This is a genomic window from Bradyrhizobium sp. AZCC 1578, from assembly GCF_036924675.1.
In the GTDB taxonomy this organism is placed as follows: domain Bacteria; phylum Pseudomonadota; class Alphaproteobacteria; order Rhizobiales; family Xanthobacteraceae; genus Bradyrhizobium.
Window position 1 is genome coordinate 5,249,577 of record NZ_JAZHRZ010000001.1, and the last position, 22,754, is coordinate 5,272,330.

The window sequence follows — 22,754 nt, forward strand, 5'->3', positions numbered from 1 at the left end:
CTAGGCAGTTCGAGGCTTTCGCGACGCGACAAACACTCCCGTCAGCACCAGCGCAAAGCCGATGAAGTGGAACGCCTGCGGGTGCTCGCCGAGGAAGATGATCGACATGACAGTGCCGAACACCGGTACCACGTGAAAGAAGGGTGCTGCGCGATTGGCGCCGATCATCTGCACACCGCGATTGAAGCAGAGATAGGCGATCGTTGATGGGAACAGCGCGACGTAAGCGAGAGTCAGCAGGTTCGCGGCGTCGATCCGCATCAGCGGCCGCGCGAACAATTCCCAGATGAACAGCGGAATCAGGCAGGCCGCACCGGCGCCGAAGGTGAAGGCGACGAACGACAGACCATGAATGTCGGGGCGCTTCAGCGACAGCACCGAATAGATCCCGAAGATCGCGAGCGCGACCAGGAAAATCAGGTCGCCGATATTGAAGTCGATCTTCGACAGCGTTGTGAGATCGCCGTGCAGGATGATCACCAGCACGCCGGCCATCGAGAGCAGAACGCCGGCCGCCTGCGCCAGCGTCAACCGCACGCCGAGCAGCACGAGCGACCACACCGCGACCACCAGCGGTCCCGCCGACTGCAACAACAGCGTGTTCAGCGCCTGGGTGTGCTCGAGCGCCCAGTATTGCAGCGTGTTGAAGGCGCCGATGCCGGCGACGGAGAGCACGACCATGATGCCGAGCCGGCCGCGGATCGCAGCCCAGTCCTTGACGAGATGCTTCCAGGCAAACGGCAGGATGATCAGGAACGCGAAGGACCAGCGCAGGAACGACAGCGTCACCGGCGGAATGTGTCCGGCGGCCAGCCGCCCGACGATGGCATTGCCGGCCCAGCACAGCGCGGTGATGCTGAGCAGCAGATAAGGCTGATTGGCGAGCCAGTTCCCGGATCGTGCGGGTGAAGTCTGTTCGGTAGCCGACATTCGCGATCCATAGCGTTTTCGAGCGAAGCATGCCCTCGGACTTGATCCGGGGGTGGACACCGGTTCGCGTAAAGAAAATGCGTCAAACCAAGATTGGCCCGGTCATGGCGCCGCGGCCCGCCCGGCGATCGACGCCGGGCCGGAATGTGGCCCGGCCCTGGTCACAGACACCGATTTGCGCCGCTCATCAATGGTGCAAGATGCATCGCGACCATGCAGCCCGCCTTGCTGGCTGTTTGGGGTTGCCAGCGGGTAGATAAGTATGCAATCAAAGGACGATTGATTCATGTGACCCAACCTTGGTTTGTTTTTCGGGGGCACATGCAGTGAGTTATTCCGGGCTACTTTCAGTATTGGGCGTTCGTTCGATCGTTGGGACAACGGTTTGCAGGCGACGCCGCTCTCAAGCGTTTCGCCTGTCCGTGACACTGAATTTTTTGCAGATGATGGGTCATTCCTTGAACAAGCCGACGTCGGCCGAAGAAGCCGAAGCCGAAACACGTCACCAGTTTGCCGTTCGCGCCAATTCCATTCTGGCGTTCATCGAATGCGATGAAGAGCAGCGCCCGAAACTGCGCCAGGCCATCATCGAGGCGATGCTATGGGCGCAGACGCAACCCAAACTCACCAAATAGGGCTCGGCCGCGGCGAAGGCCGCTCACGCCACGAGCGCGCGCGCGATCGCGCCCGCAGCCCTCACGGCGTCGTTGGGATCGAGTTCGATCTGCAGGCCGCGCTGGCCGCCATTGAGGAAAACGCTGGCATGGCCTAGCGCGGCTTCTTCGATCGCGACCGGCACGCGCTTCTTCTGTCCGAACGGCGAGATGCCGCCGACATGATAGCCGGTCAGCCGTTCGGCATCCGCCGGCCGCATCATCTTCGCCGACTTGGCGCCAAACGCGGTCGCGAGCTTTTTCATGCTGACCTCGCAGTCCGACGGCACCACGGCGCAGACCGGCTTGCCATCGACCTCGGCCATCAGCGTCTTCAGCACGCGCGCGGGCGGCACGCCGAGCGCTTCCGCCGCCTGAAGCCCGATGCTCGCTGCATCCGGGTCGTAGTCGTAAGCGTGCAGGGCGAATTTCACGCCGAGCTTTTCCAGCGCTAGCGTCGCACGGGTGGTTTTGGACATGGCCTTTCCATCATTGCCGAACATTAATGCGTTTCTCGCCCGTGCCAGGCCGGGGAGGCCCAGGATTTTACGGGGATATCAATGGGTTGGAGCTGTTCTAAGGCCCCCTTAAAGCCGCCTTCTTGCTTGCCTAGATCGGCCGCTTCCTTTATCCGGTGGGGCGCCCTGCACGCGAGCGGCCCCGGCCGTGATTTTGGCTGGGCGAGCTTAGAGCATGGTCCGGAAACACAGGTACCGGTTCTCCGGTGAAATCATGCTGGAACCAAGAGATTTGCAGGGAAAACTTTAAAAATGGCCAATGTTGTCGTCGTCGGCGCCCAATGGGGCGACGAGGGGAAGGGCAAGATCGTCGACTGGTTGTCGGAGCAGGCCGATATCGTCGTGCGCTTCCAGGGCGGCCATAATGCCGGCCATACGCTCGTCATCAACGGCGAGACCTACAAGCTCGCGCTGCTGCCGTCCGGCGTGTTGCGGCCGTCGAAGCTTGCGGTGATCGGCAATGGCGTGGTGTTCGATCCGCAAGCCTTCCTCGACGAGGTGGTGCGGCTGAAGGGCCAGGGCGTCGCCGTCAGTCCGGAAAACCTGCGCATTGCCGAAAACGTCACATTGATCCTGCCGCTGCACCGCGAGCTCGATGCGCTCCGCGAATCCGCCAACACGGCCACCGCGATCGGCACCACGCGCCGCGGCATCGGCCCGGCCTATGAGGACAAGGTCGGCCGCCGCGCGATTCGTCTGATGGACTTAGCCGACCTCGACACGCTGCCGCACAAGATCGATCGGCTGCTGGCGCACCACAATGCGCTGCGTCGTGGGCTCAATCTCGAGGAGATCGACGGCAACGGCATTCTGAAAGAGCTTACCGCGCTGGCGCCAAAGCTGTTGCCCTATGCGGAGACGGTGTGGCGGCTGCTGGATCTCAAGCGCCGCGAGGGCAAGCGCATCCTGTTCGAAGGCGCGCAGGGTGCGCTGCTCGATGTCGATCACGGCACCTACCCCTACGTCACCTCGTCCAACACGGTGGCGGCGCAAGCCGCGACCGGCACCGGCATGGGCGCGAGCGCGGTCGGCTATGTGCTCGGCATCTGCAAGGCCTATACGACCCGCGTCGGCCAGGGCCCGTTCCCGACCGAGCAGGACAACGAGATCGGCCGCAAGATCGGCGAGCGGGGCCGCGAGTTCGGCACCAACACCGGCCGCCCGCGCCGCTGCGGCTGGTTCGACGCCGCCCTGGTGCGGCAAACGGTCCGCACTTGCGGCATCACGGGTCTCGCGCTTACAAAGCTCGATATTCTCGACGGCTTCGACACCATCGAGGTCTGCACCGGCTATATGCTGGACGGCAAGGAAATCGACCATCTGCCGGCGGGCGAGGGCGCCCAGGCCCGGGTGGTGCCGGTCTACGAGACCATCGAGGGCTGGAAAGAGCCGACCGCCAATGCCCGCTCCTGGGCGGATCTGCCGGCCCAGGCCATTAAATATGTCCGCCGGGTCGAGGAACTCGTGGGTTGTCCGATCGCATTGCTTTCCACCAGCCCCGAACGCGAGGATACTATACTGGTGCAGAACCCGTTTGAGGCTTAACGGGATGTTACCGCCGGGGCTGCAGTATTGAAGAGAAATGGCTGATTATTACCCGCTGATCGCACGCGCTATCGCCGGCCTGGACCCCAATGCTCCAGGCGAGAGCCGCCGTGCGCTCTATGAGCGGGCGCGTACCGCGCTGATCGCGCAGTTGCGCAGCGTGCAGCCACCGCTTTCCGAATCCGAAATCACCCGCGAGCGGCTGTCGCTGGAAGAGGCCGTGCGCAAGGTCGAATCGGAAGCCGCCCAGCGCGCCCGCGAAGCTTCGCGGCCCGGCGGTGGCGGGGCCGCGCGCGGCGGCGATGCCTTCCGCCGCGCCAATGCCCGCCCGGCGGAAGCGGCTGCCACGCCGCCGGGTACGCCGCGCCCGCGTCCGCCATCTCAAGGCCCCTCGCGCGATGGCCGTCCGCCGCTTGGCGAGGAGCCACGCCCGCCGCGCAATCTGCGCGCCGATGCGCCACCGCCCGGCGCGCCGCGCCCGCAGCCGCCGCAGATTCCGACGCAGGATGCTGGCCTGCCGCCACCGCCGCCTCGCGAGCGCGGCCCCCGTCGCGGCCCAGATAATGGCGGCCCGCCGACGCCGCCGCAGCCGCCCGGCATGCGCGGCTTCCGCGACATCGCAGCCGACGCCGACGATCTTGGCCGCGCCGCGGCGCAAGCCAACCGCAACGCGCGGAAGACCTATGCCAACGTGCCGTCGCCCTCGCCGGAATTCGACCGGCTCGAGCCGAGCATGGAGGACCGCGGCGCCGATCCCGAGGTGCCGTATTCGTATGACGAATCGCAGGCGGAAGCCGACCGCTACGCGCCGCAGCCGCCGTTGCGCGATCGTCCGCGTCTGTCGCAGGATCGCGACCAACCGAAAATGCGCGCCCGCGCCGGCGCCGGGTTTCCGTTCAAGAGCGCGATTGCGGTCGGCATCGTGCTCATTCTGGTCGGCGCCGGCATCCTGTGGGGCAGGTCGGTCGTGACAGCCGTGAGCGGCCTGTTCAAATCCTCATCTGTGGTGGAAGCGCCGAAGGATCCGGCCGCGCCGCAGTCGCGCCCGAAGATTCCCGACCGCGTCGGCCAGCCGTCGTCGAGCGAGAACGTGGCGCCGGTGGCGCAGCGCGTCGTGTTGTATGACGAGGATCCGTCCGATCCCAAGGGCAAGCAATATGTCGGCTCGGTGATCTGGCGCACCGAACCGATCAAGGCGAGCGGCAATCAGAAGCCGGACATTGCCGTGCGCGCCGACATCGAGATCCCCGACCGCAAGTTCAAGATGACAATGTCGTTCCGCCGTAACACCGATACCTCCCTGCCGGCGAGCCACACCGCGGAATTGACCTTCATCCTGCCGCAGGATTTTTCCGGCGGGGGGGTCGGCAACGTGCCGGGCATTTTGATGAAGTCCAACGAGCAGGCGCGCGGCACGCCGCTGGCGGGGCTCGCCGTGAAAGTCACCGACGGCTTCTTCCTGGTCGGCCTCTCCAACGTCGATTCCGACCGCGCCCGCAACTTGCAGCTCCTGAAGGAGCGCTCCTGGTTCGACGTGCCGCTTGTCTACGTCAATCAGCGCCGCGCTATCATCGCGATCGAAAAAGGCTCACCGGGCGAACGCGCGTTCAACGACGCCTTCGCGCTGTGGGGGGAGTAGCCGAGTAGCCGCTGATCGTCGCGGCGTAGCCAAAGAGTCCAACGTGAAACGGCCTCAGCATTGCTCGCGCTGAGGCCGTTTTGCTTTCGTCGTCAACTGAAGCGACCGGTCACTGGGAGGCGGCGGCTCGTCGCCGTGCGGCGCCTTCGCGCTCCATCACGGCGCGGCAGCCCGGGCTGACATGCGCGCGGTTCCTGATCATGCAGGCGGTGATTCGCTGGACGTTAGGGACTTCATGGCCGCATAGCCGCATGGCATCGCCGGTGCACATCTGCTGCGCCTCCGAGAAGGCGAGGCTTGGGCGTGCGGAAAGTGCGGTCGCCGCAAAGGCGATGGCGAAGAGAAGTGCGATCTTGCTTGTACGATAGATAGTCATTGAGCCGTTCCCCAAGGGTTGCGTGCAGGGTTGCGTGCGGTGCTGGCCGCTCTTCATTGGGGGCGCTGCACGCGGTTTGCGCTGCCGCACACGTCGTCCATCACCGGGAACTCACCCGGTGTGGTTGCTCGATTTCTGCCGATGTCCGAATCGAAAAGTGCTGCGCGGCCCCACACGAATTATGCGCCAATGCTGCGAAGCTGCAATGGCTCGCTGCGAAGCTGCAATGGCTCGCGCCAACACTTCTCAAGACTGTTGCGTGCGCGCCACGTCGAGCGAAGCGCGAAAGTGAGAACGACTCGGTTTTGCGCTGCGCTCTTGTGTGTCAGCCCTGATGGTTCCGGAGAAGGAACAGATGCGGGTCTTCCGGACGCCGTCTCAGCCGTGATCGAACAGGCCGGCGAACGGGCGTGCGCTCCGCGCCGAAACGTCATTCGGCCGTCCCGTTCATGACGCGGCAAGCATGACTTCGGTTATCCGGTGAGGTCTGCCGAGGCCGATGCTGCTTGGCCCCAACGCCCGGCACGCCCGGCAGATGGCCGGGCCTGCCTTCACCTGCCCAAAACTCCGTAAAAATGCGCAAAATCAGCGTTCCGGAACAACCACCCGTTAGGGAAGGCTGAGTACGATCAGCGGCTATTGCTCGCACCCGCCTCATTGCTGTCGTTGAAGTGAAAAAGGCTGCCGGGACCAGCCTGTCGAATGGCACTCAAATGCGCGTTCATTCCGCCGCCGATGGATTCACGATGATGCCGGCCACCCCCGCGGTGGGCCGTAAGTTGACGCGGCGAGCCGGCACGACCGGTGCGGAGGCGGCATAGCCATGCCTGCTGCATCGCCGAATTTGCGCGCGGAATTGAATGGCGCCGAAAAGGAGGGGCCCGAGCACGACGCCCGGATTTTCGGGGAAGTGACGGACCTGTTCCTGTCCAATGTCGATCGTCTCGGTGAATCGCAGATCGCAGCCGTCGATGGCGTTCTCGCCCACCTGATCGAGCGGGTGGACGCGAAAACCGTGGTCCAACTCAGCGAGGCCCTTTCCACCATCGACCGCGCCCCGCGACAGACTATCCGCAAGCTTGCATTTCATGAAAACCACTTGCTGGCGGCACCGGTTCTCAGATGCTCCAACTGCTTGTCGGAAGCCGACCTCCTTGAAATCGTCAAAAGCCGCAGCCAGCAGCATTTGCTGGCAATATCGGACAGAAAGATCCTCAATGAAGCGCTCACCGACGCGCTGATGCGATTTGGCGACGTCCACGTCTCCAGCGCGCTCGCGCGCAATGCCGGCGCGCGTTTCTCCGAATGCGGCTACGCGACGCTGGTGGGGCGGGCCGAGCGTGATGAAGTCCTCGCGGAAAAGCTCGGGCTTCGATTGGACATTCCGGGCAGCCTGCTTCGGGAGCTTCTGGGCAGAGTTGCCGACGTGGTCCGCGCCCGGTTCTTGACGGCGTCGCGACCTGTTGCGCGGAAGAAAACCCAAGGTTCTGCCGGGGCTGCCGGACAGGGTGACGCCGCCCGGAAGGCGATTGATTATACCCAGGCGCAACGCGAAGTCGTCGCGCTCAATCGCACGGGCAAGCTCAACGATTCGATCGTGAACCGGTTTGCGGTGCGGGGTGAATACACCCACGTCGTCGCAGCGCTCGCCCTGAAGGCCGACGTCAAGATCGAGGCCATCGAACCCTTGCTCGAGCCCGACCGGGTATACGGCCTGATCGTCGCGTGCAAGGCGGCGCTGCTGAGCTGGTCGACAACGACGATGATCGTCCGCAACCGTCCGAACTGTCCGCCATCCACCGACCGGGAACTCGAGCAATGCGTGGCGATCTATGAATCGCTACTGCTGTCGGTGGCGCAGTGGACCATTCGTTTCGGCTCCGACCGGATCCTTGGGAAGAATAATGAGCCCGCGGCGGCTGTAGCGGCTGCCGGTAGAAAGTAAGCCAATCTGCTTACGCACGCCGAGCGGTCAAGTCCGCATGTGGCTCGTCCACATCCACCAGCCGCCTCATGCCGGAATGGCTTCATTGGCGCGGTCGCGAGCCAATGCCACGTAATGGCGAAGATATGCGCCATGCGCCTGGCGGTAAACCTCTTCTCGAACTGCCCGCGCACCTGGCTTCGATCGAGTTCGGAAAGCCTTCCGATCGCTTCGACCGCTTCTGCTTCATCCGTTACGACAAAGCCGGTAATGCCGTTGTCGATGACTTCGGGCACCGAGCCTGATTTGAACGCGATGACGGGCGTGCCGCACGCCATGGCCTCGATCATGACGAGCCCGAACGGTTCTGGCCAATCGATCGGAAACAATAGCGCCGCCGCGCCCGCCAGAAACTGCCGCTTCGCGTCATCATTGACCTCACCGGTGAGCTGGACCTGCTCGCCATCGATCTGCGGCTCGAGTTGTTCCTTAAAATAGCTTCTATCCCCACGCGGCACCTTTGCGGCGATACGAAGCGGCATTTTGGCGGCGCGCGCGATTCGGATGGCGGCTTCCGGTCCTTTCTCCGCCGTCAGCCGGCCCAGGAAAGCAAGGTAGGAGCCGGCCTCGAACGAGGGCCGAAACAGGTCGGCCGGCAAGCCGTGATAAATGGTGCCGATCCAGTTGGCCTCGCTTAACGGAGTGCGCTGATTGTCCGATATCGAAACGAACGGCGCGTCGGGAAAGTGACGAACCACGTCCGAAAAGCCAGGCAGGTCCATGCGCCCATGGCAGGTGGTCAGAAAAGGGACGCCAAGCCGGCTCAGGAGCGGCAGGTGCAGCCAATCGATATGCGCGTGAATGACATCGAATTCGGTCGCATGCCGTGCAACTGCCTCCAGCAGGGCTGCCTGCGCTACCATCGGATCTGTCTTCGGCCGGCCAAGGCGAAGCGCCCGAGGCCAAACGGCATGAAGGCGGGCTGACGTTACCGAGTCCCCGCTGGCAAACAGCGTCACCTCATGCCCGAGGCTTACCAGTTCATCGATCAGCCATGCCACCACGCGCTCGGTGCCGCCGTAAAGCTTGGGAGGAACGCTTTCGGCCAGAGGCGCTATCTGGGCAATCCGCATCGGCTACTTACCATCGAGATGCCGGGGTTAGGACGTGCCATTTTTTCTTTTCCCACCAGCAATAAGTCCGAAAGCGTGTGGAAGTTGCCTCCGCCTTGCGTCGAGCCGCTTTCATGTTGCTGAATGTCCGTTCATCCGCCCTCAGCGCAACCGGATTCAGATGCTGGTGCTGTCGGCAAGTCTCGCGCAACGGGAAGGTAGAGCGGACAAATTTACTTGGCCCTTGAGCTGCTGTATTGGGTAACCAGCGCCAGGAGGCAGTTTCATGAAACGCTATCTGATCTTCGGAGCTATCGGCCCGTTCGTCGGCGGATTTCTGATGCTGTTCGCGACCACGGTGGCCTCGGGCTACTGGACTGACACCAATTGGTCGGAGATCGGGAAATTCCTCGGCGCGTTCGCCAAGACGCTGCAATACAGCTATCTGTTCGGCATTGTGCCTGCGCTGATGATCGGCGCCATCGATGACATTCTCTGTCACGTCAAGCGCATTTCTTTCGTGGTGCGGATCTTGATCGTAGGCGCCATCGGATTTGCTGCGTCAGAACTGCTCTATGGTTCGCGCGGACCGGATACCGGCGTGGTGCAGTTTCTGCTCTACGGCATCGTCGGCACGGTGCCTGCGGCACTGTCGTCGTGGCTCGCGCACCGATACGTGGACGAGCCGCAGCCAGTGCATTCGACGTAAGTGTGCAGCGCTCCGCAGCTCCGTAGGGTGGGCAAAGGCGCGTATGCGCCGTGCCCACCATCTATCATCGAGCACGCCCATCTCTCGGCGATCGCACTTCTCTGACGCGCGTCGTCCCTGCCTCCGTGCGCAATCGCGCACTCGGCGCAGGGACCCATAACCACAGGTTTGCGTTGTTGACGGAGGCCGTCTACCCGCGCGCGAAATAATTTACGCCGCGTTGACCTTTCGGATCCGACCCACGCAAAGCAGCGACCGCATGACGCAACTTGCGCCTCGCATTCGCGTTACCATCTGATGGCCATGGCAGACGACGATATCTTTACGCCGCCCCGTTCGCGTTCCGGACCATCGTCCCGGACGCGCGCGCCCGGACGTGGGCCGGTCATCGACCAGGAGGGGCGCGAACTCCCCGAGCCGAACCTGCATACGCGGTTCGAGGGAATGCGGTTCGATTTCGGTCATTCCGCCGCTAATCCGTTCGGCGAGCTGACGCGCGAGCAGCGGATCGCGCGGCTCGATGCCATCGCCAAATTGCTGGATGTCGCCTTCATCGTGCCCGGCACCAATTTCCGCTACGGTATCGACGGGCTGATCGGCCTGATCCCGGTGGTCGGCGACATCATCACGACGGCGATTTCGCTGTGGGTGGTGCGCGAGGCGCGCGCGCTCGGCGCGCCCTGGCACATCACGGCGCGGATGCTTGCCAATGTTGCGGTTGACGGCGCGGTTGGCCTGGTGCCGGTCGCGGGCGACGCCTTCGACGTCATGTTCCGCGCCAACGTCCGCAATGTCCGCATGCTCAAGCGCTGGCTCGATAAGCAGCCGCGCTAAAGAAAAACGCCCCCGAAATGATTTCCGGGGGCGGCTGTCTGAAAAAATGAAAGCTTTAGGCGGCGTCGGCCTTGTCGTCGGTGGCGGCCGGGCGCGGACGACGCGGCAGCGGGAACGCCTCGCTTTCATAGAGCGAGCGGATGCCGCTCTGGTCAAAGCGCGCTTCCTCGACCTGGAGATAGGCGCCATTCAGCGAGTCCGCAGGCAGCTCCTCGATCGCGAAGCGAACCGCTTCCGCCGCGGTGCCAAAACGCCGATAGGCAAACCCGGCCCGCTTCTTCTTGCGGATCGCAGCGGGAAACAGTTCGGCGGCGGTATTGTAGCTGAATGGACGCATGGACGGTGACCTCAATCTTTTTCGGCTCTTTTCGTATGAGCAATGGGGATTGGATGACGGTGGGCCACAGTGGCGGGCCACGCCGTGCACGTCATTTCAGGTGCCAATATAAGCTTCTTTGCCAAAAATGCGACCCCTGAGGCTCGACATCGGGGGTGATGATGAATCCACGCATGGCTGCGGGATGCGTAAATTAAATCAAGTTATTTCAATGGGTTCCATGGCTTATAGCTTGCCGAGCAGGAGCAGGATCAGAAGCACGATTAAAATCACGCCACCGAGCCCCATCGCGGAATGGCCCCTGCCATAGCCATAGCCGCCGAAACGGCCGGAAAAGCCGCCCAGCAGGAAAATAATCAGAATAATGATGAGTATCGTTCCAAGCGACATCGCACGCTCCCCCCGAGGCCCGCGGGCACGCGGAAAACGACGCCCGCGGCCCGGATCAAAGCATATCCCGGGCCGCGAGTCCCTTGATCGATCCGGGAAACCAGGAGGACGCTGTCATTCCAGGGCGCATCGTAGTTCGATGCTGCGCATCACCCGCAGTGACGCTGCGCATCACGGGGCGAAGGTCCGGTTCGAATGGATCGGAGGTTATTTCGGCTGCAGCTTAAGCGCCGCCGAGTTGATGCAGTAGCGCAGGCCGGTCGGGCCGGGGCCGTCGTTGAAGACGTGGCCGAGATGGCCATTGCATTTCGAGCACAACACTTCGGTGCGGATCATGCCGTGGCTGAAATCGCGTTCCTCATCGACATGGCTGTCCACCGCAGGCTGCGTAAAGCTCGGCCAGCCGCATCCGGAATCGAACTTGGCATCGGATTCGAACAGCGTCTGGCCGCAGCCGGCGCAGGTATAGGTGCCCCTGCGGTGCTCGTGCTCATACTCGCCCGAGAACGGCCGCTCGGTCGCCTTCTCGCGCAGCACGGCGTACTGCATCGGCGTCAACTCCTTGCGCCATTCGGCCTCGCTCTTGACGACCTTGTCGGATGTCTTGGTATCGGACATTTGCCCTCCTTAATTGGTAGCCTTCGCGTTGCGCACCAGCGTCGGCTGCTCGACGTAGTTCTCCGCAAAGATCTTCTTCAGATTCTCGATCTTCGGGATGTCGTTGAAGACAATATAGGGCTGGTTCGGGTGCAGCGTCAGGTAGTCCTGGTGATAGTCTTCCGCCGGGTAGAACGCCTGCAGCGGGCCGACCTTGGTCACGATCGGCTTCTTGTAGACCTTGGCGGCGTTGAGCTGGGCGATATAAGCCTCCGCCACCTTCTTCTGCTCGTCATTGGTGGTGAAGATCGCCGAGCGATATTGCGTGCCGATGTCGGGGCCCTGGCGGTTCAATTGCGTCGGGTCGTGCGCGACCGAGAAGAAGATCTGCAGGATCTTGCCGTAGCTGATCTTCTTCGGATCGTATTTGATCTCGACCGCCTCGGCGTGCCCCGTGGTGCCGGTGCCGATCATGGTGTAGTTCGCGGTCATCTTGCTGCCGCCGGAATAGCCGGAGACCGCGTTGAGCACGCCGGCGGTGTGCTGGTACACGCCCTGCACGCCCCAGAAGCAGCCGCCGGCGATCACGGCGGTCTGGATGCCGTCGGCAGCCTGAACGTCGACGGCAGGGGCCGGAATCACGACGGCCTCTTCCGAGGCGCGCGCAGGCGCGGCAGCGAAGGCCGCGACGGCCAGCGTGCCGATGGCGGCAGCGGCGAGCGACAGGCGGCTGAAATGGCGAGGGGACATGGTTTCCTCTTTCGGCGTTGGTTGGGGCAGTTTAGAGCGGGATCGGCGTTCTGCAATCGGCTCAATTCTCGCCGATGGCCATGATACGGCACTGGCTGCGGATTGTTACGGCGCGCGCCACACGAGTTCGTGAACAGGGTCATCTGCCCCAAGTATTAGGTCCGTCACTTGACCGGTGCGGGCCGGTCTTTCCACAATGAATCGGTGGTCGCGCGCCGCGGTCAAAAATCCATGTGCCGGAGCGTTCCGCCGATGTTGCGGGCCTTGTTGCTGGGTCTCGTCTTGCTTGTCGCCGCCGGCCCCGCGCGGGCCGCGGGCGATGTCGAGACCTGCCGAAATAACTCGGCGGAACCGGCTGCCCGGCTCGCAGCCTGCGAAAGCGTGATTGCCGACGAGAAGATCACGGGGACCTCCAGGGCCGCCGCCTTCTGGTATCGCGGCGATTCCCTGGTGAAGAAGCGCGATTACGACGGCGCGATCGCGGCGTTCACCGCCGCCCACGAGATCGCGCCGCAGAATATCAACGTCATCAACGCGCGCGGCATTGCCTACAGCCACAAGGGCGACGACGAGCGGGCGCTCGCCGACTACGATCTGTGCCTGCAGTTGCGCCCGAGCTTCGGCAGTGCCTACAACAACCGCGGCGTCATCTTCATGCGCCGGGGAGAGCTGCAGCGGGCGCTCGATGAGTTCAACCTGGCGGTCAAACATATCTTCAATGACGAGAGCCGCTATCTGCACCACTACAACCGGGGCCGCCTGCAAGGATTGATGAAGCTGTACGAGGCCTCGCTCGCCGACTATGCCGAGGCGCAAAAGGTCAATCCCGACGGTCCGCATGTTCCGGCCTACCGGTGCGTTACCTACACCAGCATGGGCAGGTTCGATGACGCGCTCGCTGACTGCAATGCGGCGCTGGCCAAGTCACCGAACAACGTTTACGCGCTGACCAGCCGTGCCAATGCCTATCTCGGCAAGGGCAATCTCGATGCCGCGCTCAACGACTACAACCAGGTGCTCAAGATCAATCCGAACTACGTCCGCGCCTATGTCGGCCGCGGGCAGCTTTTCGAGAAACGCCGCAACCTTGCCGCCGCCCGCGCCGACTATCGCTCGGCGGCCAACGCCGTCGCGGCAAGACGCGAGGACATCGATACCACGCTTGCGCGCGGCATCGCCAAGGAGCGGCTGGAAGCCTTGCTGGGCACGGCCGCGCCGTCGACGCCACAACCGGCGGGGCCGCGCAAAGTCGCGCTGATCGTCGGGAACGGCGCCTACAAGAATGCTGCCCCGCTGGATAATCCGCCGCGCGACGCCAAACTGATCGCGTCGACCTTTCGCGAACTCGGCTTTGCCACGGTGACGCTGGCGCCCGATCTCACCCGGGACAAATTCTTCGCCGCCCTGCACGAGTTCGGCCTGGAGGCCGAAAAGGCGGACTGGGCCGTCGTCTATTATGCCGGTCACGGCATGGAGATCGGCGGCGTGAATTACCTGATCCCGGTCGATGCCAGGCTGAAGGCCGATAGTGACGCGGAGACCCAGGCGGTCGCGCTCGAGCAGGTGATCGCCGCGGTCGCGGGCGCGCGAAAACTGCGGCTGGTGATGCTTGATGCCTGCCGCGACAATCCCTTTGAAAAGACCATGCAGCGAACGATTTCGCTAAAGCTGGTCAACCGCGGCTTCTCCAACATCGAGCCGGAAGCCGGCTTCATGGTGGTCTACGCTGCCAAGCATGGCGAGACCGCGCTTGACGGCGATTCCCTCAACAGCCCGTTTGCCGCGGTGCTCGCGCGCGTCATCAAGGAGCCGAAGATCGAGGTGCGCAAGCTGTTCGACATCGTCCGCGACGACGTTTGGAAGGCGACCAACCGCACGCAGCAGCCGTTCACTTACGGCTCATTGCCGGGACGCGAGGATTTTTACTTCGTGGTGGGGAGGTAGGTCGCTGCCGTCATTGCGAGGAGCGAAGCGACGAAGCAATCCAGGCTGACTCCGCGGTGAGATTCTGGATTGCTTCGCTTCGCTCGCAATGACGGAAGAGACCGTCACACCACCACGCTGAGCCGCTTCGCCGCGCGCGTAATCCCGGTGTACAGCCATCTCGCCCGGCTGTCCTGGAAGGCAAAGCTCTCGTCGAATAGCACCACGTCGTCCCACTGCGAGCCCTGCGACTTGTGCACGGTGAGCACGTAGCCATAGTCGAACTCGTCATAGGGCTTGCGCTGCTCCCACGGGATCGCCTCGATGCCGCCCTGGAAGCAATCGTGTCGCACCGAGACCTTGGTGACCTTGTGGCCGAACTCTTCATCAGGCGACAGCCGCATGGTCAGGATCTGCGATTTCGATCGCGGCTGGGTCCGCGACTTGACGCGCCAGAGCCCGCCGTTGAACAGGCCCTTCTTGCGGTTGTTGCGCAGGCACACCAGCTTGTCGCCTGCGACCGGCAAGGGATCCTCGATGCTCTGCTTCTGCCGTATCCGCATGTTGTAGGCGCGGCGGGTGTTGTTGCGGCCGACCAGCACCTGGTCGGCGCTCATGACGCGGTCGGGATCGAGCTCGCCGCGCGGCACCACTTCACTTTCGCCGTGGCGGCCGATTTCGAGCTCGCGGCCCTCGCGAATGTCCATCGACATCCGCACGATCGGGTCGTCCTGCGCCTGCCGGTGCACCTCCGTCAGCATCGCGTCAGGCTCGCAATTGGTGAAGAAGCCGCCGCCCTGGATCGGCGGCAACTGCGCGGGGTCGCCAAGCACGAGCAGTGGACAGTCGAACGACATCAGGTCGCGGCCGAGTTCGGCGTCGACCATCGAACATTCGTCGATCACGATCAGCTTCGCCTTCGAAGCCGGCGCGTCGTCCCACAACTCAAAGCTCGGCTGCTCGACGCCGGATTCCTTGGCGCGATAGATCAGCGAATGGATGGTGGAGGCGTTGTCGCAACCCTTGTTGCGCATCACCAGCGCAGCCTTGCCGGTGAAGGCGGCATATTTCACCTCGCCGTCGACGCCCTCGGCGATGTGCCGCGCCAACGTGGTCTTGCCGGTGCCGGCATAGCCGAACAGGCGGAACACCGGCGGCGTGCCGTTGCGGCCCGGCTTGGCCTTCAGCCATTCGGCGACGGCCTTCAGCGCGGAATCCTGATGCGGCGTAAAAATGGTCATGGGGTCCAGATGGAGAGAAGAGCGGGTGGAAGGCCGCGACTCAACGGACTGTAAAGCTAACCATTCGCGCGTTCCACGCAAGACAACTTCCGTGACGCGGAATTGCCATTTCGCGACCAAGGCTAGACTTGCCATTTGCGGCGAATAGACTGACCGAAAACAACAAGCAGTCTTGAACAAACGGTCCTGGGAGGCGTCATGAAATTCGGCATCTTTTACGAGCTGCAACTGCCGCGCCCCTGGGAGGAGGGCGACGAGCTCCGGCTCTACCAAAATGCGCTGACGCAACTCGAGACCGCCGACCGGCTCGGCTATGACTACGCCTGGGTAGTCGAACATCATTTCCTGGAAGAATATTCGCACTCGCCCGCGCCGGAATCCTTTCTCGCCGCCGCCAGCCAGCGCACCAAGAATATCCGGCTTGGCCACGGCATTTTCCAGCTCACGACCAACCATCCCGCGCGCGTCGCCGAGCGGGTCGCGGTGCTTGATTTGCTCAGCAACGGCCGCTGCGAATTCGGCATGGGCGAGAGTGCCTCCATCACCGAACTGACGCCGTTCGGCCGCGACATGGAGACCAAGCGCGAGGTATTCGAGGAGGCGGTTCAGGCGATCTTCCCGATGTTCACGAAGGTTGGCACCGAGCATCACGGCAAGTATTTCGACATCCCCCTGCGCAACGTGGTTCCCAAGCCCGTTCAGAAGCCGCATCCGCCGCTGTGGATGGCGTGCTCGCAGCTCCCGACCATCGAACGCGCCGGCCAGAACGGTTTTGGCGCGCTCGGCTTCCAGTTCGTCAGCGCTGAAGCGGCGCATGCCTGGGTGCATGCCTATTACAATGCGATCACCAAGCGGCTGAAGAAACTCGCGGACTACGAGATCAATCCGAACATGGCGCTGGTGTCGTTCTTCATGTGCGCCAAGACCGATGAGGAGGCACGGGCGCGTGCCGACGGCGCCACCTTCTTCCAGTTCGCGCTGCGCTATTACGGCGCCTCGCAGAACCGCCAGCGTCCCGACCCCGGCACCGTCAACATGTGGGACGAGTACAACAAATGGAAGCGTGAAAATCCCGAGGCGCAGGAGGCGGCGCTGCGCGGCGGCCTGATCGGGTCGCCGGCAACCATCCGCAAAAAGCTAAGACGTTTCCGCTCATCCCACATCGACCAGGTGATCTTGCTCAATCAGGCGGGCAAGAATACCCATGAGCACATCTGCGAGTCGCTGGAACTGTTCGCCAAAGAGGTGATGCCCGAATTCCAGAACGACCCCGAACACGACGCCTGGAAGCAGGGCGTGATGAGCGGGGCGATCCAACTCGAGGAGATCGACACCGAGGCCTTTACGGATCGCTACGGCAAGCTCGCGATCAATGTCGCGCCGGCGGCAAAGGTAGCGGCTGCGGAGTGAACGTTTCATGAGCAGACGGAACCTCACGTCTCTGTGTTGAAAGAATTTCGCTGCAGCCAATCCGAATGTTGAAACAATGAGAGCGCCCGATGCGCGCATGATAGTGCGGGCATCGTTATTTTCGCGAGACGCTCGACAGCTCATACGGACCGTCCCATCATTCTGACATCGCATGATCGTGCGCCTTGCACGCATGATCGTCAGGAGAACTGGAATGAAGCGTCGTAAGTTCTTGGGATGGTCGGTTGGCGGCGCCATCGCCGCGTTGTCGTCGCGTGCAGTCGCGCAATCATCCGTCAAGCAAATCCGCATCGGCTACCAGAAGACCGGCGTTCTCGTGATCGCGCGCCAGCAGGCGCTGCTTGAAAGGCACTTTGCGCCAAAGCAGATCGCGATCAAATGGATCGAATTCACCTCCGGTCCGCCGCTGCTGGAGGCTATGAACACCGGCAGCGTCGATTTCGGCGCAGTCGGCGATACGCCGCCGATCTTCGCGCAGGCCGCCAATGCCAATATCGTCTATGTAGCGGGATCGCAGATCACCAACGGGCAGGGCATTCTCGTTCCCGCCAATTCGACGATTCGCACGATCGCTGACCTGAAAGGCAAGCGGATCGGATTCACCAAAGGCACCAGCGCGCATAACGTCGTGATCGCAACCCTGGAAAAGGCAGGGCTGACCTACGAGGACGTTACGCCGGTCTATCTGTCGCCGCCCGACGCCGGACCGGCGTTCGCCAATGGCAGCATCGAGGCTTGGGCAATCTGGGATCCATACTTTGCGATCGGCGAAAAGCGGCAGAACGGAAGGATTCTTGTCAACGCCTACGAGGTCGCCAAAACCAACTCGTTCTATCTTGCCAATCGCGATTTCGCCTATGCAAATGTCCAGCACACCCGCGATGTCATCAAGGGGCTGGCGGATGCCGCGCAATGGGCAGAGGCGCACCGCACAGAGGTTGCGACTGCGCTGGCCGCCGTGACCGGCGTGCCGCTGGATGTCCAGATTGTCGCGGCCAACCGCGCCTCGTTTGTGATCGGCGCGGTCACGGACGACATCATCGAAACTCAGCAGTCGGTTGCGGATCGTTTCCACAAGCTGCGACTCGTTCCAAGGAAGATCAGCATCCGCGAGATCGTCTGGCGCCCCACCCAGACCTGACTTCAAAGCACGTTTCACACAGGAGAAGGACATGCGTTGGTTTCAACGAATGATGACGGCTGCCGTACTGTCGGCGAGCGGGGTCGCCGCGAGCGTCGGCGTCAGCTACGGGCAGGACCCCAAGCAGGAAAAGGTGGTCCGCATCGGCTTCCAGAAATACGGCAAGCTCGTGCTGCTCAAGAGCAAGGGCACGCTGGAGGAAAAGCTGAAGGCCGCCGGCTACAAGGTCGTGTGGACGGAATTTCCATCCGGCCCTCCGCTGCTCGAAGCACTCAATGTCGGCGCAATCGACTTCGGCAACACCGGCGAAGCGCCGCCGATCTTCGCGCAGGCTGCGGGCGCGCCGATCCAGTACGTCGCCTATGAGCCGCCGGCGCCGAAAGGCGAGGCCATCCTGGTGCCGAAGGACAGCAAGCTGGCCTCCGTTGCCGACCTGAAAGGCAAGAAGGTCGCGCTGAACAAGGGCTCCAATGTGCACTATCTCCTTGTTAAGGCGCTGGCGAAGGCCGGTGTCAAATATTCGGAGATCGAGCCGGTATTCCTGGCGCCGGCCGATGCCCGCGCGGCGTTCGAGCGCGGCGCCGTGGATGCCTGGGTAATCTGGGATCCATTCCTGGCCGCGGCCGAAGCCGCCACCGGCGCGCGCACGCTCGCCGATGGCACCGGCATCGTCTCGAACTACCAGTTCTACTTCTCGTCGAAGACGTTCGTCGACAGCGATCCGAAGATCGTCGATCTCGTGTTGGCTCAACTGAGCGAGGTCGACGACTGGGCCAAGGGCGACATCCATGCCGTAGCGCAGCAACTGGCGCCGGCGATAGGGCTTTCCGTTCCGGTCGTTGAAGTCGCGCTCAAGCGGCAGTCCTACGGCATCAAACCAGTCACCGAGAGCGTGATCGCCGACCAGCAACAGGTCGCGGACACGTTATTTTCGCTCGGACTTATTCCAAAACAAATCAAGATTTCTGACGTGGCACGGAGGTCTGGATCGTGAGCGCGCAACCCAACGCCAATATCCTTTGGTTCCTGCCGACCCATGGTGATGGCCGTTATCTCGGCACCACTACCGGCGGCCGTGAGGTGAGCTTCAACTACCTGCGCCAGATCGCGCAGGCCGCCGATCAACTCGGCTATTTCGGCGTCTTGCTGCCGACCGGGCGGAGCTGCGAGGATTCCTGGGTGGTAGCTTCGGCTGTCGCGCCTTGGACCGAGCGCTTGCGTTATCTCGTAGCGGTACGACCCGGCTTGCAGTCGCCGAGCGTTGCAGCTCGCATGACCGCAACGCTCGATCGGATGTCGAACGGACGTCTGCTGATCAATGTCGTCACCGGCGGTGACCCGATTGAGAACAAGGGCGACGGCATCTTCCTGCCGCACGACGAACGGTACGCGGTAACGCGCGAGTTCCTCAATGTTTATAGCGACCTGCTGACCGGAAAGACCGTCAACGTCGACGGCAAGCATATCCGCATCGAGGAGGGGCGCCTGCTGTTCCAGCCTGTGCAGTCCCCGCGGCCGCCGCTCTATTTTGGCGGATCGTCCGATGCTGGCATCGACGTTGCCGTCGACACCGTCGACAAATATTTGACCTGGGGCGAGCCGCCAGCGCAGGTCGCCGAAAAGGTCAGCCGCGTGAGAGCAGTAGCAGCTAGCCGAGGCCGCAAGCTATCGTTCGGCATTCGCCTGCATGTGATCGTGCGCGAGACCAATACGGAAGCCTGGAAGGCGGCGGATGAGCTGATCCAGCACGTGAGCGATGAGACGGTCGCCTCAGCGCAGAAGATCTTCGCGCGGATGGATTCGGTCGGCCAGCAGCGCATGGCGCAGCTTCACGGAGGTCACCGGGACAAGCTGGAAATCAGCCCCAATCTCTGGGCCGGCGTCGGCCTGGTGCGCGGCGGCGCGGGCACTGCGCTGGTCGGCGACCCCGAGACGGTGGCGGCGCGGATCAGGGAATATCAGGATATCGGCATCGATACCTTCATCATGTCCGGTTATCCGCATCTGGAGGAAGCCTATCGATTTGCCGAACTGGTGTTCCCGTTGCTGTCGCTGGACAAAGCGACCAACGTCACACCGATCCGCGTCAACACGGGGCCGTTCGGCGAAACCATCGGCAATGAATACCGGCCGCAAAAACAGGTGTCGCAATCATGAGTCTCATCGACAGTCTTCCCCGCGTTCGCGCGCCAAAACTGCCACGCGTCGACGGCTTGGTTCCTTGGATTGTGCCGCTCGCGGCCATTCTGATCTGGCAGGCCGCCTGCGTCACCGGCTTCGTCTCGGCGCGGGTGTTGCCGGCGCCGAGCGACGTCGCGCTGGCGGGCTGGAAGCTCGCGCTGTCGGGTGAGCTTGCGCGCAACATCTGGGTCAGCTTCTGGCGCGCCAGCGTCGGCTTCCTGATCGGAGGTAGTATCGGCTTCGCGTTTGGCTTGGCGAATGGCTTGTCGCAAATTTCCAGCAGACTCACCGACACGACACTGCAGATGGTGCGCAACATCCCGCATCTGGCGCTGATCCCGCTGGTCATCCTGTGGTTCGGCATCGACGAATCCGCAAAGCTGTTCCTGGTCGCGCTCGGCGTGTTCTTCCCGATCTATCTGAATACGCTGCACGGCATCCGCACGGTCGATCCGCAATTGATCGAGATGGGCCGCATCTACGGCATGAGCGACGGCGAGTTGTTCCGGCGGGTGATCTTCCCGGGCGCGCTGCCATCGATTTTCGTCGGTCTGCGCTTCGCGCTCGGCATCATGTGGCTGACCCTGATCGTGGCGGAAACCATCGCCGCTTCTTCGGGCCTCGGTTACATGGCGATGCAGGCGCGCGAGTTCATGTTGATCGACGTCGTGGCGCTCTCGATCCTGATCTATGCCTTGCTCGGAAAGCTGGCCGACAGCGCCTCGCGCGCGCTGGAGCGGCTGACGCTCTCCTGGCATCCAGCCTTCCAGAAACACTGAGGATATCATGCAAGAAGCCCTTCGTTTCCGTTTGTCGGATGCCGACCCCTTGAGCCGCGCCGAGATCATCGAGCAAGCGCGGTTTGCGCGTCGCAGGCCGAGAACTGCGTCTCGCGGCCTTTCGCTTACCATCCGTGGCTTGCGCAAATCGTTCGGCGACAACGAGGTATTGCGCGGCATCGACCTGCACATTCCGGCCGGCCAGTTCGTCGTCATCGTCGGCCGCAGCGGCTGCGGCAAGAGCACGTTGCTGCGGCTGATCGCGGGCCTCGAGACCGTAACCGCGGGCAGCATCGACTTCGGTGAGGAGGCGCGCGCGGAAGACATCCGCGTGATGTTTCAGGAACCGCGGTTGCTGCCCTGGGCGCGGGTGCTTTCAAATGTCGAAGTCGGGCTTGGTCGCGAACGGGCATCGCAGGATGCGCAGGCGAGGGCGGAAAGCGCGCTGGTCGAGGTCGGTCTCGACGACAAGCGGGCGAAATGGCCGGCGGTTCTGTCCGGCGGACAGCGGCAGCGCGTGGCACTGGCGCGGGCGCTGGTGAGCCGTCCCCGCGTGCTGGCGTTCGATGAGCCGCTCGGCGCGCTCGATGCGCTGACACGGATATCGATGCAGCAACTGCTCGAACGGGTCTGGCACGACCAGGGCTTTACCGCGATCCTGGTGACGCACGACGTGTCGGAGGCCGTGGCGCTGGCCGATCGCGTTCTGGTCATCGAGGATGGCGGCATCGCCCACGACATCGAAGTCGATATCCCGCGCCCCAGGCGGCGCGGCTCGGCGGAACTTGCTGCGCTGGAGGGCTCGATCCTGAAGAACCTGCTGCAAGGGACTGAAGACACGTCCGACCTGTGAGGTGGCCATGAACTCTATCGTCTGCAACGTTTCGATCGACCGCGGGGTTTCCGCAGGCGATTTTCGCCAGGCGATGCGCCGGTTGACGGGCGGCGTCAGCGTCATCACCGCGGGCATAGGCTGGGACATCTCAGGCATGACGGTTACATCGGTATCGTCGTTGTCCGTCGACCCGCCCGCCTTGATCGTCAGCATCAACCGGGAAGCCTCGTCCTGGCCGCTCATGAGACGATACGGCTTCTTCGGCGTCAACATCCTGACCTCGGACCAGATCGACATCGCCGACCGCTTTACCGGGAAAGGCGGACTGAAGGGCACCGAACGCTTCGGTGGCGCGCATTGGACGACGCGCGTATCGGGAGTGCCGCTACTGACAGACGCCCTGGCCGCGATTGATTGCGAAGTCGAGGATATGGTCGAACGGCATTCCCATGCGATTGTCATTGGGCGCGTGCTGGATGTTGCCGTCTCCACGCGCACCGCGGCGCTGGCCTATTGGCAGGGGCAGTATGTCGCCATCGACCGCGACGAAGGCGCGCTCAAACTGGCGGATGTGAGTCTGCCTGCATCGCGGTCCACGCGAAGGACCTGACGATCCCGCCGAAAGTTCCGGATTTCTCGCGCTCGACGGGCTGGCCATTTGCGGCCCGGCATTCTAGATATCCGCGATGAAGCGATTGGCTACTTGGGTTTTCTACGGCGTCGGCGCGATCGCGATCGCCTATCTCGCGCTGTATGCCTATGCTGTTTTCACCGGGCGCGACCTGCAGCCCGGGGACCCTATTCACATTTTCCGCAAGCCCGACGCGCCGAGTTATTCCGCGCTTTCCACGTCATTGCGAGCGTAGCGAAGCAATCCATGCTCTGCGGCAGAACGGATAGCTGGATTGC

24 protein-coding genes are annotated in these 22,754 nt (G+C 62.9%); 15 read left to right on the forward strand and 9 right to left on the reverse strand.

What is annotated here, in order from left to right:
• Positions 1-930: a DMT family transporter gene (locus V1290_RS25225; protein ID WP_334366873.1), complete on the reverse strand. Its 930-nt coding sequence runs from the start codon at positions 928-930 to the stop codon at positions 1-3.
• 326 nt (positions 931-1,256) lie between these two features.
• On the opposite strand from V1290_RS25225, the gene V1290_RS25230 reads away from it, so the two are divergent.
• Entirely contained in the window at positions 1,257-1,565 is a 309-nt protein-coding gene (locus V1290_RS25230; protein WP_334366874.1) for a hypothetical protein, read from the forward strand.
• Between the two features lie 23 nt (positions 1,566-1,588).
• Here V1290_RS25230 and ybaK read toward each other — a convergent pair whose 3' ends face one another.
• Positions 1,589-2,062: a Cys-tRNA(Pro) deacylase gene (gene ybaK, locus V1290_RS25235; protein WP_334366875.1), complete on the reverse strand. Its 474-nt coding sequence runs from the start codon at positions 2,060-2,062 to the stop codon at positions 1,589-1,591.
• Positions 2,063-2,353: 291 nt separating this feature from the next.
• Here ybaK and V1290_RS25240 point away from each other — a divergent pair, with 291 nt between their 5' ends.
• Positions 2,354-3,646 (forward strand): adenylosuccinate synthase, encoded by a 1,293-nt coding sequence (locus V1290_RS25240; RefSeq protein WP_334366876.1) that lies wholly within the window; start codon positions 2,354-2,356, stop codon positions 3,644-3,646.
• A 37-nt stretch (positions 3,647-3,683) separates the two neighbouring features.
• On the forward strand, positions 3,684-5,285 hold the full coding sequence (locus V1290_RS25245) for a hypothetical protein (RefSeq protein WP_334366877.1): 1,602 nt from the start codon (positions 3,684-3,686) through the stop codon (positions 5,283-5,285).
• Between the two features lie 109 nt (positions 5,286-5,394).
• Here the strand turns inward: V1290_RS25245 and V1290_RS25250 are convergent, their stop codons facing one another.
• Entirely contained in the window at positions 5,395-5,661 is a 267-nt protein-coding gene (locus V1290_RS25250) for a hypothetical protein (protein ID WP_334366878.1), read from the reverse strand.
• 823 nt (positions 5,662-6,484) lie between these two features.
• On the opposite strand from V1290_RS25250, the gene V1290_RS25255 reads away from it, so the two are divergent.
• Positions 6,485-7,606: a DUF2336 domain-containing protein gene (locus V1290_RS25255; protein ID WP_334366879.1), complete on the forward strand. Its 1,122-nt coding sequence runs from the start codon at positions 6,485-6,487 to the stop codon at positions 7,604-7,606.
• On the opposite strand, the gene V1290_RS25260 is transcribed toward V1290_RS25255, so the two are convergent.
• Entirely contained in the window at positions 7,492-8,718 is a 1,227-nt protein-coding gene (locus tag V1290_RS25260; RefSeq protein WP_334366880.1) for a glycosyltransferase family 4 protein, read from the reverse strand. The genes V1290_RS25255 and V1290_RS25260 overlap by 115 nt on opposite strands.
• Positions 8,719-8,983: 265 nt before the next feature.
• On the opposite strand from V1290_RS25260, the gene V1290_RS25265 reads away from it, so the two are divergent.
• Positions 8,984-9,406 (forward strand): DUF5413 family protein, encoded by a 423-nt coding sequence (locus tag V1290_RS25265; protein WP_334366881.1) that lies wholly within the window; start codon positions 8,984-8,986, stop codon positions 9,404-9,406.
• A 297-nt stretch (positions 9,407-9,703) separates the two neighbouring features.
• A complete protein-coding gene (locus V1290_RS25270) occupies positions 9,704-10,240 on the forward strand; it encodes a DUF4112 domain-containing protein (protein ID WP_057842297.1) in 537 nt (178 codons plus the stop codon).
• Between the two features lie 55 nt (positions 10,241-10,295).
• Here the strand turns inward: V1290_RS25270 and V1290_RS25275 are convergent, their stop codons facing one another.
• The 4 genes from V1290_RS25275 to msrA form a co-directional block, all read right to left on the reverse strand.
• Positions 10,296-10,577: a hypothetical protein gene (locus V1290_RS25275; RefSeq protein ID WP_057842144.1), complete on the reverse strand. Its 282-nt coding sequence runs from the start codon at positions 10,575-10,577 to the stop codon at positions 10,296-10,298.
• 225 nt (positions 10,578-10,802) lie between these two features.
• Positions 10,803-10,967 (reverse strand): DUF3309 family protein, encoded by a 165-nt coding sequence (locus tag V1290_RS25280; protein ID WP_065743452.1) that lies wholly within the window; start codon positions 10,965-10,967, stop codon positions 10,803-10,805.
• A 207-nt stretch (positions 10,968-11,174) separates the two neighbouring features.
• Positions 11,175-11,585, reverse strand: coding sequence for a peptide-methionine (R)-S-oxide reductase MsrB (msrB, locus tag V1290_RS25285; protein ID WP_334366882.1), 411 nt, complete (start codon positions 11,583-11,585; stop codon positions 11,175-11,177).
• Between the two features lie 9 nt (positions 11,586-11,594).
• The gene (gene msrA, locus V1290_RS25290; protein ID WP_334366883.1) at positions 11,595-12,314 is read right to left on the reverse strand and encodes a peptide-methionine (S)-S-oxide reductase MsrA; all 720 of its coding nucleotides are present in this window, start codon (positions 12,312-12,314) and stop codon (positions 11,595-11,597) included.
• 252 nt (positions 12,315-12,566) lie between these two features.
• Between msrA and V1290_RS25295 the strand changes: the two genes are divergently transcribed.
• Complete coding sequence (locus tag V1290_RS25295) at positions 12,567-14,258, forward strand: caspase family protein (RefSeq protein ID WP_334366884.1); 1,692 nt, start codon at positions 12,567-12,569, stop codon at positions 14,256-14,258.
• A gap of 104 nt (positions 14,259-14,362) precedes the next feature.
• On the opposite strand, the gene V1290_RS25300 is transcribed toward V1290_RS25295, so the two are convergent.
• Positions 14,363-15,478, reverse strand: coding sequence for an ATP-dependent DNA helicase (locus V1290_RS25300; RefSeq protein WP_334366885.1), 1,116 nt, complete (start codon positions 15,476-15,478; stop codon positions 14,363-14,365).
• Between the two features lie 198 nt (positions 15,479-15,676).
• On the opposite strand from V1290_RS25300, the gene V1290_RS25305 reads away from it, so the two are divergent.
• The 8 genes from V1290_RS25305 to V1290_RS25340 all read left to right on the forward strand — a co-directional run bounded on the left by V1290_RS25305 (position 15,677) and on the right by V1290_RS25340 (position 22,711).
• Positions 15,677-16,888 (forward strand): LLM class flavin-dependent oxidoreductase, encoded by a 1,212-nt coding sequence (locus V1290_RS25305; RefSeq protein ID WP_334366886.1) that lies wholly within the window; start codon positions 15,677-15,679, stop codon positions 16,886-16,888.
• 214 nt (positions 16,889-17,102) lie between these two features.
• Positions 17,103-18,050 carry a sulfonate ABC transporter substrate-binding protein gene (locus V1290_RS25310; RefSeq protein ID WP_334366887.1) on the forward strand — a complete coding sequence of 316 codons (948 nt, stop codon included), beginning with the start codon at positions 17,103-17,105 and terminating at the stop codon, positions 18,048-18,050.
• A 31-nt stretch (positions 18,051-18,081) separates the two neighbouring features.
• Positions 18,082-19,044, forward strand: a complete 963-nt coding sequence (locus V1290_RS25315; protein ID WP_334366888.1) for a sulfonate ABC transporter substrate-binding protein — start codon at positions 18,082-18,084, stop codon at positions 19,042-19,044.
• Positions 19,041-20,207 (forward strand): FMNH2-dependent alkanesulfonate monooxygenase, encoded by a 1,167-nt coding sequence (gene ssuD / locus V1290_RS25320; RefSeq protein ID WP_334366889.1) that lies wholly within the window; start codon positions 19,041-19,043, stop codon positions 20,205-20,207. The genes V1290_RS25315 and ssuD overlap by 4 nt, the downstream gene beginning before the upstream one ends.
• Entirely contained in the window at positions 20,204-21,010 is an 807-nt protein-coding gene (locus V1290_RS25325) for an ABC transporter permease subunit (RefSeq protein WP_334366890.1), read from the forward strand. Before ssuD ends, V1290_RS25325 begins: the two co-directional genes overlap by 4 nt.
• Before the next feature lie 7 nt (positions 21,011-21,017).
• A complete protein-coding gene (locus V1290_RS25330; RefSeq protein ID WP_334366891.1) occupies positions 21,018-21,863 on the forward strand; it encodes an ATP-binding cassette domain-containing protein in 846 nt (281 codons plus the stop codon).
• 7 nt (positions 21,864-21,870) lie between these two features.
• Positions 21,871-22,455 carry a flavin reductase family protein gene (locus V1290_RS25335; RefSeq protein ID WP_334366892.1) on the forward strand — a complete coding sequence of 195 codons (585 nt, stop codon included), beginning with the start codon at positions 21,871-21,873 and terminating at the stop codon, positions 22,453-22,455.
• A gap of 76 nt (positions 22,456-22,531) precedes the next feature.
• Positions 22,532-22,711 carry a hypothetical protein gene (locus tag V1290_RS25340; protein WP_334366893.1) on the forward strand — a complete coding sequence of 60 codons (180 nt, stop codon included), beginning with the start codon at positions 22,532-22,534 and terminating at the stop codon, positions 22,709-22,711.
• The last annotated feature ends 43 nt before the right edge of the window (positions 22,712-22,754 follow it).

Bases quoted from the DNA above. Each gene is read 5' to 3' on its own strand.
- V1290_RS25225 (WP_334366873.1), bottom strand. From the start codon at position 930: ATGTCGGCTACCGAACAGACTTCACCCGCACGATCCGGGAACTGGCTC.
- ybaK (WP_334366875.1), bottom strand. From the start codon at position 2,062: ATGTCCAAAACCACCCGTGCGACGCTAGCGCTGGAAAAGCTCGGCGTG.
- V1290_RS25240 (WP_334366876.1), top strand. From the start codon at position 2,354: ATGGCCAATGTTGTCGTCGTCGGCGCCCAATGGGGCGACGAGGGGAAG.
- V1290_RS25245 (WP_334366877.1), top strand. From the start codon at position 3,684: ATGGCTGATTATTACCCGCTGATCGCACGCGCTATCGCCGGCCTGGAC.
- V1290_RS25250 (WP_334366878.1), bottom strand. From the start codon at position 5,661: ATGACTATCTATCGTACAAGCAAGATCGCACTTCTCTTCGCCATCGCC.
- V1290_RS25255 (WP_334366879.1), top strand. From the start codon at position 6,485: ATGCCTGCTGCATCGCCGAATTTGCGCGCGGAATTGAATGGCGCCGAA.
- V1290_RS25260 (WP_334366880.1), bottom strand. From the start codon at position 8,718: ATGCGGATTGCCCAGATAGCGCCTCTGGCCGAAAGCGTTCCTCCCAAG.
- V1290_RS25265 (WP_334366881.1), top strand. From the start codon at position 8,984: ATGAAACGCTATCTGATCTTCGGAGCTATCGGCCCGTTCGTCGGCGGA.
- V1290_RS25270 (WP_057842297.1), top strand. From the start codon at position 9,704: ATGGCCATGGCAGACGACGATATCTTTACGCCGCCCCGTTCGCGTTCC.
- V1290_RS25275 (WP_057842144.1), bottom strand. From the start codon at position 10,577: ATGCGTCCATTCAGCTACAATACCGCCGCCGAACTGTTTCCCGCTGCG.
- V1290_RS25280 (WP_065743452.1), bottom strand. From the start codon at position 10,967: ATGTCGCTTGGAACGATACTCATCATTATTCTGATTATTTTCCTGCTG.
- msrB (WP_334366882.1), bottom strand. From the start codon at position 11,585: ATGTCCGATACCAAGACATCCGACAAGGTCGTCAAGAGCGAGGCCGAA.
- msrA (WP_334366883.1), bottom strand. From the start codon at position 12,314: ATGTCCCCTCGCCATTTCAGCCGCCTGTCGCTCGCCGCTGCCGCCATC.
- V1290_RS25295 (WP_334366884.1), top strand. From the start codon at position 12,567: ATGTTGCGGGCCTTGTTGCTGGGTCTCGTCTTGCTTGTCGCCGCCGGC.
- V1290_RS25300 (WP_334366885.1), bottom strand. From the start codon at position 15,478: ATGACCATTTTTACGCCGCATCAGGATTCCGCGCTGAAGGCCGTCGCC.
- V1290_RS25305 (WP_334366886.1), top strand. From the start codon at position 15,677: ATGAAATTCGGCATCTTTTACGAGCTGCAACTGCCGCGCCCCTGGGAG.
- V1290_RS25310 (WP_334366887.1), top strand. From the start codon at position 17,103: ATGAAGCGTCGTAAGTTCTTGGGATGGTCGGTTGGCGGCGCCATCGCC.
- V1290_RS25315 (WP_334366888.1), top strand. From the start codon at position 18,082: ATGCGTTGGTTTCAACGAATGATGACGGCTGCCGTACTGTCGGCGAGC.
- V1290_RS25325 (WP_334366890.1), top strand. From the start codon at position 20,204: ATGAGTCTCATCGACAGTCTTCCCCGCGTTCGCGCGCCAAAACTGCCA.
- V1290_RS25330 (WP_334366891.1), top strand. From the start codon at position 21,018: ATGCAAGAAGCCCTTCGTTTCCGTTTGTCGGATGCCGACCCCTTGAGC.
- V1290_RS25335 (WP_334366892.1), top strand. From the start codon at position 21,871: ATGAACTCTATCGTCTGCAACGTTTCGATCGACCGCGGGGTTTCCGCA.
- V1290_RS25340 (WP_334366893.1), top strand. From the start codon at position 22,532: ATGAAGCGATTGGCTACTTGGGTTTTCTACGGCGTCGGCGCGATCGCG.